9 protein-coding genes are annotated in these 8134 nt (G+C 39.4%); 4 read left to right on the forward strand and 5 right to left on the reverse strand.

Annotated elements, in window-relative coordinates; genetic code table 11:
• Positions 1-66 precede the first annotated feature (66 nt).
• Entirely contained in the window at positions 67-621 is a 555-nt protein-coding gene (locus tag JOD07_RS15875; RefSeq protein WP_330576610.1) for a D-alanyl-D-alanine carboxypeptidase family protein, read from the forward strand.
• Positions 536-1048: a D-alanyl-D-alanine carboxypeptidase family protein gene (locus JOD07_RS15880; RefSeq protein ID WP_330636313.1), complete on the forward strand. Its 513-nt coding sequence runs from the start codon at positions 536-538 to the stop codon at positions 1046-1048. The genes JOD07_RS15875 and JOD07_RS15880 overlap by 86 nt, the downstream gene beginning before the upstream one ends.
• 11 nt (positions 1049-1059) lie before the next feature.
• On the opposite strand, the gene JOD07_RS12270 is transcribed toward JOD07_RS15880, so the two are convergent.
• From JOD07_RS12270 to cysK, 5 genes are read right to left on the reverse strand one after another with little or no spacing between them, the layout of a single operon-like run.
• Positions 1060-1833, reverse strand: a complete 774-nt coding sequence (locus JOD07_RS12270; RefSeq protein ID WP_158741633.1) for an ABC transporter ATP-binding protein — start codon at positions 1831-1833, stop codon at positions 1060-1062.
• A 1-nt stretch (position 1834) separates the two neighbouring features.
• Positions 1835-2611 carry an ABC transporter permease gene (locus tag JOD07_RS12275; protein ID WP_158741634.1) on the reverse strand — a complete coding sequence of 259 codons (777 nt, stop codon included), beginning with the start codon at positions 2609-2611 and terminating at the stop codon, positions 1835-1837.
• Positions 2608-3609 (reverse strand): ABC transporter substrate-binding protein, encoded by a 1002-nt coding sequence (locus JOD07_RS12280; RefSeq protein ID WP_158741635.1) that lies wholly within the window; start codon positions 3607-3609, stop codon positions 2608-2610. Before JOD07_RS12280 ends, JOD07_RS12275 begins: the two co-directional genes overlap by 4 nt.
• 11 nt (positions 3610-3620) lie before the next feature.
• Complete coding sequence (cooS, locus tag JOD07_RS12285; RefSeq protein WP_158741636.1) at positions 3621-5588, reverse strand: anaerobic carbon-monoxide dehydrogenase catalytic subunit; 1968 nt, start codon at positions 5586-5588, stop codon at positions 3621-3623.
• 33 nt (positions 5589-5621) lie between these two features.
• Entirely contained in the window at positions 5622-6548 is a 927-nt protein-coding gene (gene cysK, locus JOD07_RS12290) for a cysteine synthase A (protein WP_158741637.1), read from the reverse strand.
• 356 nt (positions 6549-6904) lie between these two features.
• Here cysK and JOD07_RS12295 point away from each other — a divergent pair, with 356 nt between their 5' ends.
• Positions 6905-7498, forward strand: a complete 594-nt coding sequence (locus JOD07_RS12295; protein ID WP_158741638.1) for a hydrolase — start codon at positions 6905-6907, stop codon at positions 7496-7498.
• 196 nt (positions 7499-7694) lie between these two features.
• Positions 7695-8093, forward strand: a complete 399-nt coding sequence (locus tag JOD07_RS12300; RefSeq protein ID WP_204614155.1) for a hypothetical protein — start codon at positions 7695-7697, stop codon at positions 8091-8093.
• Positions 8094-8134 lie beyond the last annotated feature (41 nt).

An 8134-nucleotide genomic window follows, 5' to 3' on the forward strand; every position in this document is an offset into this window, starting at 1 on the left:
TTCAGACATAACTCCTTGTTTTGTGGTTAAATTAATATCATCACATAATAAGGGGTGTTTTATATTATGAGACAAAAAGCACGAAAGAAAAAACATAGAAGACGAAAATTTATAAAATTTCTGATGATAGCTGGTATTGCCTATTTTGCTTACCGTTCCATCATTACTTCAGGAAACAGCCAAATATTTGAGAAATTATATGCTTATGCCTATAAAACAGTCATGGTTCCTTTACCAATAGAAAAAGAAACTGATGTGCCAGTGTCTGTGACGCCTGATCAATTATACAGTTCCAATGCAATTCTGGTCCGATTAAGGGATGATGCTGTTTTGATGGAAAAAAACAGTGAAGAAAAAGTTTACCCAGCCTCCCTAACTAAAATGATGACCGTATTTGTTGCGATAGAGCATTTATCTGATCTCAATGAAAAAATTGAACTTACCCAATCTATGTTTGAAGGGCTGTATGAAGCCAATGCATCAATGGCAGGCTTTAAGCCGGGGGAACAGGTCAGTGGATTTGCTATATGGCGCCATGCTGCCCAGTGGTGCGGAGAGTTGTATTGCGCTGGCGGAACATATAGCGGGATCAGAACAGAACTTTGTAAGACTAATGAATGAGAAGGCAGAAGAACTTGGCATGCGCCATACCCATTTTGAAAATACGACCGGACTTCATGATGAGAACCATTATACGACAGTTAAAGATATAAGTATCTTTTTAAGAGAAGCTTTACAAAATGATATTTTCCGAGATATTTTTACTACATTCCGTTATTCCACTCCACCTACGAATCAGCATCCAGAAGGGATTACTTTAACCAGTACCATATATGAAAAACTTGATAGCAGAACCATTATGAATGGAGAAATTTTAGGCGGGAAAACTGGATATACTGATGAAGCCGGTCTATGTCTGGCAAGCCTTGCAAAAGTTGGGCAGCAGGAATATATTCTTATTACAGCCGGAGCAAAAGGAAATCATCATACGGAACAATTTAACATTACGGATGCATTGGCTGTATACAATAGCCTAGGGGAAATATAAGTGCTCTGAGATTAAATATAATAGTCGATCCTGTCCTTTTCTTTCATTTCAAACTCTGTAAATACTTTATCGCGGATTGCCAGGAAATCGGGATTTGTCCTGTCCCTTTTTCTTGCCAAAGGAACATCGATAATACTTTTTATTTTTCCGGGATGGGGGGTCATAATGACAATTCTGTCCGCCAGAAAGACGGATTCATCAATATCATGGGTCACGAACAGAATGGTTTTTTTCTTCTTTTCCCAGAGACTGGAGATTTCATCCTGCATCTTCATCCGGGTCATTGCATCCAGGGCGCCAAAAGGTTCATCCATAAAAATGACATCAGGGTCAACTGCTAAAGCCCTGGCGATTGCAACCCTTTGCTGCATACCACCGGAAAGTTGATACGGATGATGTTTTTTAAACTCACAAAGTCCTACCAGTTCAATGTATTCTTCAGCAATTTCCTTGATCTTTACTTTATCATAGCCTAAGGATTCCAGACCCAGTTCCACGTTACCCTGTACAGTCCTCCATGGCAGCAGCCCGTAGTTTTGAAAAATGGTTACATATTTTATAGAAGGTTCATTTACAACTTTCCCGTCAAGTAATATCTCTCCCTCCGTAGGCTTTTCAAAACCGGCAATAAGATTCAGAAGCGTTGTCTTTCCACATCCCGAAGGACCTAACAGACATATGAATTCACCACAGTTGATATCCAAATTTGCACCTTCAAGGGCTTTGGATGCTTTTGGTGAGTTTTGATTATATATCTTGGTCACATTTTTAACCTGAATATACATATCAGATTCCCCTTTCGTTCGGTACGATTCCCCAGTTTTTACCGACCCAATTTTCCAGTAATCGTATTAGTCTGTCCAGAATGAGACCGGAGATTCCAATGAATATGATGCCTGCCAGTACTAAATCTGGCCTTATGTTATTTCTGGCATCGATAATAAGATATCCAAGACCGGACTGTGCACCGACCATTTCACCTGCAACGAGAAAAACCCATGCTGTACCAAGGGCTAAGTGAAGTCCTGTTGCGATGTATGGGAAAGCCGCCGGGAAAATAATCTTTGTTAATATGTGGGGCTGTTTGATGCCAAAATTCTTGGCCACTTTAAGATATGTCTGATCCACTTTGCTTACTGCAGATACTGTTGATAAAAGTACTGGAAAGAATGCAGCAATAAAAATGATTACAATGGCAGGAGTATCGCCAATACCGAACCAAAGCACAATAAATGGGAACCAGGCTATGGGGGATATAGGCCTTAATACTTGTACGATAGGATCAAAGATTCCCCATAGTTTGTTAAACCATCCAAAAATCAGGCCCAGAACGATGCCAGCTGCCACAGCACTCAGATAGCCGGCAAAAAAGCGGTATAAGCTAACCGTTATATGTGTAAAAAGCGTTCCATTTTCTATAAGTTCGCCCATCCCGTGAAGAACCTTTTGGGGAGGAGGAAGCAGGGAAGTGTCATACTTTCCTGTAAGGACAATTCCCTGCCATACAGCAAGCAAAATTACTAATCCAATTAATGTATTGATTAATTTTCTTAATCTGCTCATTTGATCACGACCTTATCAATAAATGAGTTGTCTACGAAATCTTCGTAGGAGGGAGGATTCTCTGATAAGCCCATTTCTACGAGATATTTAATTAAATCATTATAATCCTTTTCATAGATTTTAAGATCATTGTAGGATATCCATTCCATGGACAGGTCAAGAACATTTTGCTCTACATTCATATAGTTTTTGGAGATTTCCTGGACCTTTTCACCTTTTGAATCAATATATTCACCAGCAGCAACGTATTCTTTTAAAAGTTCTTCTGCGGCAGCAGGATTATTTTTTATAAAATCGCCTCTTAATACTAAGCCGCAGCACACAGAATCTTTCCATAAATCTTTGGAGTAATAAAGTACTTTTCCCTTGTTGCCAGCTACTGCTTTTGCACCAAAAGGTTCGGCAACAAGATATCCGGATATTCTGCCCTCTGAAAGAGCAGCAGGCATTTCCGGCGGAGGAAGCTCAACGATGTCTAAATCAGAAAAACTTAGTCCTGCATCTTTTAACATCTGATACAGGAGAATATTATGGGTGGACATTCTGTGAGGAATGGCGAAGGTTTTACCTTTTAAATCACTGGTAGTGCTGATATCTGGAGAAACAACTACTACGTTCCCGTCACGATGGCCAAGAGCTACTGCTTTTAAATCGATTCCTTGTTCCTTTGCTTTTATGGCAAGTTCGATCAATACTGATGCGCCATCAACGCTTCCCGTATTGAGAGCATCCATTAATTCAGGCCATGAACCGAATTTGACAAGCTCAATATGGATATTCTTAAAGTTTTCTTGTCCCAGTTCATTTTCTACGTACAAGGGCAGGGCATGAGTGATAGGAAGATAGGCTATCTTTACAGTTTGCTTGCCACCCTCGTTCTTGGTATCGTTGGTGACGTTTTCAGTATTGCTGACATTCTGACTTCCACCGCATGCAGACAAGCCGGTGATCAGTAAAGTAAAAATTGCTGTAACAAAAATCCTTTTTAAAATCTTCATGTATCATCCTCCTATTTCCAACCAAGATGATTTCTTTTTCGTTTAATATGCATTTTGATGGTTTGAGCCGCTAACTCAGGATAGGGTTCGGTGTATATTTTTGCTCCCAGTTCTTCAAGAGCGCCGTTTCCTCCAAAATAATCTGCAATGTTGTTACTTCCGCGATCCATTTCACCATCAGCAGAACCTGCTATTGGTTTGGGCATGGGAACAGGTATTGGAGCAGGGAAGCCTACGAGATTGGATACACCATGCATTAAGAAGCTCATACCTTGTCCTACAGTTTTTTCATTTCCAGGCTCAGGACCCACAAACATAAACGGCATATCTTTGATTGCTATCCCCAGTTCTTCTGATAAAGCTATAAATAGCCGTAAGGTTCTGGTATTATCTACACATCCTCCTACAGCCATTACCGGAGGAACATTATATTCTTCTATAACTTTTTTCAAACCATTGCCACAGAGCTCTGATGCTTCCTTGCTACACAGTCCTGCGTTCAACAGAGCATGGGAACAGCAGCCAGTCGTTAAAACAAGGATATCCCATTCGATGAGTTTCTTCACAATGGTGACATGGTTGCTTTCATAAGCGACCTTGGGAGTATTACAGCCCACCACAGTGGCGATTCCTTTCAATGTACCGTTTTTTAACAGTTTTCCGATATTTGAGATGCCTCCCAGGGTTTTAACAATGCTTTCATAGCCCCATCCTCCGTAAGCTTTTGTAGTTTCTTTAGGTATTTTGATCTTGCTTCTATCTCTGTTTTTATAAGCTTCAACAGCTGTTCTGGCAATCGTATAAGCATCTTCATCGAGAGTCTCAGGTTTTTCAGGATCAAAGGGAAGATGGACAGCACCCGGAATTCTGTTGGAATTACAGGTGGTAATGATTTTTGTACCATAGCAGTCGGCGAGTATTTTCATACCTGGTATAACGCACTGCATATCCACAACTACACAGTCTACTGCGCCTGTACCGATGACGAATTCTTGCCCAAGGATATTTGTAACAGTTGGTATGCCATACCTTGCTAACAATTCAGTACCTGTGCAGCAAAGCCCTCCGATGACAATGCCTTTTGCACCATAATCTTTTGCCAGCTGTTGGATTTCAGGAAGCTTGATTTTTTCAAGAACCTTCTCAATCATTACAGGAGAATGTCCATGAACCAGTATATTGACATGATCTTCTTTCATGATGCCGTAATTAACTTCTGTTTCCTTCGGTTCAGGGAGCCCAAACAGTATTTCTGTGGCAAGGGAGGAGCCAAACAGTGTACTATAGCAGTAAGCAAGGGCCGAGCGTTTTTCCTGTCCTGCAATCGCTCTCCAGTCTGTACAGCTTCCCAGGGTTGTCATATGGAGGGCTTCCATGATTTCATAGGATGCTGAACGGGGAAGAACATCAAGATTACCCCACACATCTTTTCTCTCCTGAGGAGCGAATACTTCAAGGAGGCGAATGTTCTTATTGTCCATTCTTGACAGGTCTTCAATGAGGATATCTGCAATTTCGCCTGCCAATTGCTCGGGAGTTTTGTTACTTATTTTCAGCTCAAGTTTTTTTGCCATTTCGATGATTCTTTCGGTCCCCTTAAGTTTTAAGTTGATTTTACCTTCTGCGACCCCTTTTATGGTGTATATGATTTCGTGAGCATGCCTTCCGTGGGCGGCAAGGCCAGATACAAGAGCCCTTATAATGTTGCTGATTACAATTTCATCCTGGCTTCTTCCGCAAATGCCTCTGGGGCTTTTTTCCGTGATGCGGCATGGACCCCATTGGCACATCCTGCAGCAGGTGCCTTTAAGTCCAAAACTGCACTGAGGCTGTTGGCTGGCAAATCTGTCAAGATAAGTTTCATTGCCGTCTGCCTCAATTTTTTCGATTAACATTTTGGTTGCTGTATTTGGTGTTTTCTGTAATACTTCAGTTTTATCCGGCATATCCGTATTTAAATATGGATATTTATAACTCATATCAGTTTCCCCCTCTTTAATTGACTAATTGAATTACTCTTGCGAATAAAGTCCGGCAGATAAATATCTTTCACCTGTATCGGGCAGAACAACAACAATTCGCTTACCCTTATTTTCAATTTGCTTTGCCAGAGTAAGGGCAGCCCAGGCAGCAGCCCCCGAAGATATTCCAACTAGGAGTCCTTCCAGTTTTGCAAGCTTTCTTGCAGTGTTTATGGCATCATCATTTGAGACTTTAATAATCTCATCAACTACATCTACATTTAATATCTCAGGAATGAAGCCAGCCCCAATTCCCTGTATTTTATGAGGTCCAGGCATTTCTCCTGAAAGTACGGCAGAAGCAGAAGGTTCCACAGCTACGACTTTGATATCAGGATTATGTGCTTTGAGGATTTCACCAACTCCTGTTAATGTTCCCCCGGTACCGACGCCGGCTACGAAAATGTCTATATTGCCGTTCGTATCGTTTAGTATTTCCTGGGCAGTGGTAAGCCGATGAATTTTTGGGTTGGAAAGGTTTTTAAACTGTTGTGGTATAAAGGCATTTCCATATTGTCTGGCAAGTTCCTCGGCTTTTCTTACAGCACCTTTCATACCTTCTGAACCTGGAGTGAGTACAAGCTCTGCCCCATAAGCTTTAAGAAGCATTCTTCTTTCAATACTCATCGTTTCTGGCATTGTCAGAATAAGTCTGTAGCCTTTTATGGCAGCTACCAGTGCAAGGCCTATACCGGTATTTCCGCTGGTTGGTTCAATGATTACTGTATCTTGGTTGATTAGTCCTTTTTTTTCAGCCTCGGCAATCATCGAATAGGCAATTCTGTCTTTTACGCTTCCTCCCGGATTAAAATATTCGACTTTTGCATAAATTTCCGCCGTGCCATCGTTAATACGGTTAAATTTTACAAGAGGGGTTTTTCCTATAAGACTTAATAAATTCTCATGCAAATTTTCCATAGTACACCTCACTATATACAAGTATTCATATATTTTTAATAAGAAAAGGAAAAGGCACAAAAATATTGGGTTATAAAATTATAACTTAAAAGATAATTTTATACCCAAGTATTCATATATATATTAACGATTATTATAACAATTTAGCAAGTTTTGTCAATATCCATTAAAAATGTATATTGTTAAAATTTATATGATTTTTTGATGTTGAAATTTATCATATTTATGATTAAAATAGACTACAAGTAAAAAACGGTAGATTTTGGGTATAATTTAAATGAAACAGGTGAAGCGATGATCCAGCTCATATTGTTCAAATTTGAAAAAAGTAATTTTTTATTACAGGAGGTTTGAAGATGCAGCAATTAACAAGAGATGAAGCACTTGCAATTTTAAAGAAGTATAACAAAGAGCCTTTTCATATCCAGCATGCCTTGACAGTTGAAGCTGTTATGAAATGGTTTGCAAAAGAATTAGGTTATGGTGATGAGGAAGAATATTGGGGAAATATTGGATTATTGCATGATATTGATTTTGAACTGTATCCTGATGAACACTGCCTTAAGGCACCGGAGCTGTTGCGTCAAGAAGGCGTAGGAGAAGAGATCATCCATAGTGTTGTTTCTCATGGCTATGCAATCACTGTAGGATGTGGTGCTACAATTGATGTGGTTCCAGAGCATGAGATGGAAAAAGTGCTCTATGCTGTAGATGAGTTAACAGGACTGATCTGGGCGGCAGCACTTATGCGTCCTTCAAAAAGTACAAAGGACATGGAACTGAAATCTCTTAAGAAGAAATACAAGAGCAAAGGCTTTGCTGCTGGCTGCTCAAGAGAAGTGATTGAGCGTGGTGCAAATATGCTTGGATGGGATCTTGACAAACTTCTTTCTATGACCCTTCAGGCAATGGCAGACAGCGAAAATATTATCAATCAGCAAATTTCATAAAAAATAGTTCAGCGTGAAATCTATCAGATTTTACGCTTATTTTTTATTACATAGGAAATTCCTCAAGATTTCCTATGTAATAAAAAAACTTTTTGAGCAGGGATGCACACACTTGCGTGTATTGTATTTTATTATATAAGAATATATGTTTATATGGGTAGAACTTGAAAAAATGTAAATTCAGTATTATACTTAAATGCGACTAAGAATTTTGAGAATAAAAGTCAATTGCATGAAAGGAGGTATTACGATGTATGATATTTATTCTTTTAAGCAAAGTCTTAAACGTTTAATGACAAAGTATATTGCTGTGATGCTTTGCGTTTGCATCATCGTGACCTCCATTCTTTCAGCAGTATTTATATTAATCCATGCCAATCATCAGCATGATCATGATGGACTTAATGGAACCTGTGCCACATGTATGCATTTAGCAACTGCTGAAAATTTACTTAAGCAGTTTTCTACAACAATAGTAGCCACTACTTTTTCATTTGTGTTTCACTTATTTATTTTTTGTTGTCCAAAGTCTTCTGCACCTTCTCTTAATCCCCCTAACCCATTTGGACAATCACACACTAGTTTAGTAAAATAATACTAACAGGAGGTTGTCAAAAATGAGGTCAAAGCAAAACA

The organism is Defluviitalea raffinosedens, from assembly GCF_016908775.1.
GTDB classification, from domain to species: domain Bacteria; phylum Bacillota; class Clostridia; order Lachnospirales; family Defluviitaleaceae; genus Defluviitalea; species Defluviitalea raffinosedens.

Bases quoted from the DNA above. Each gene is read 5' to 3' on its own strand.
- JOD07_RS12275 (WP_158741634.1), bottom strand. From the start codon at position 2,611: ATGAGCAGATTAAGAAAATTAATCAATACATTAATTGGATTAGTAATT.
- JOD07_RS12295 (WP_158741638.1), top strand. From the start codon at position 6,905: ATGCAGCAATTAACAAGAGATGAAGCACTTGCAATTTTAAAGAAGTAT.
- cysK (WP_158741637.1), bottom strand. From the start codon at position 6,548: ATGGAAAATTTGCATGAGAATTTATTAAGTCTTATAGGAAAAACCCCT.
- JOD07_RS12280 (WP_158741635.1), bottom strand. From the start codon at position 3,609: ATGAAGATTTTAAAAAGGATTTTTGTTACAGCAATTTTTACTTTACTG.
- JOD07_RS15875 (WP_330576610.1), top strand. From the start codon at position 67: ATGAGACAAAAAGCACGAAAGAAAAAACATAGAAGACGAAAATTTATA.
- cooS (WP_158741636.1), bottom strand. From the start codon at position 5,588: ATGAGTTATAAATATCCATATTTAAATACGGATATGCCGGATAAAACT.
- JOD07_RS12270 (WP_158741633.1), bottom strand. From the start codon at position 1,833: ATGTATATTCAGGTTAAAAATGTGACCAAGATATATAATCAAAACTCA.
- JOD07_RS12300 (WP_204614155.1), top strand. From the start codon at position 7,695: ATGCGACTAAGAATTTTGAGAATAAAAGTCAATTGCATGAAAGGAGGT.
- JOD07_RS15880 (WP_330636313.1), top strand. From the start codon at position 536: ATGCTGCCCAGTGGTGCGGAGAGTTGTATTGCGCTGGCGGAACATATA.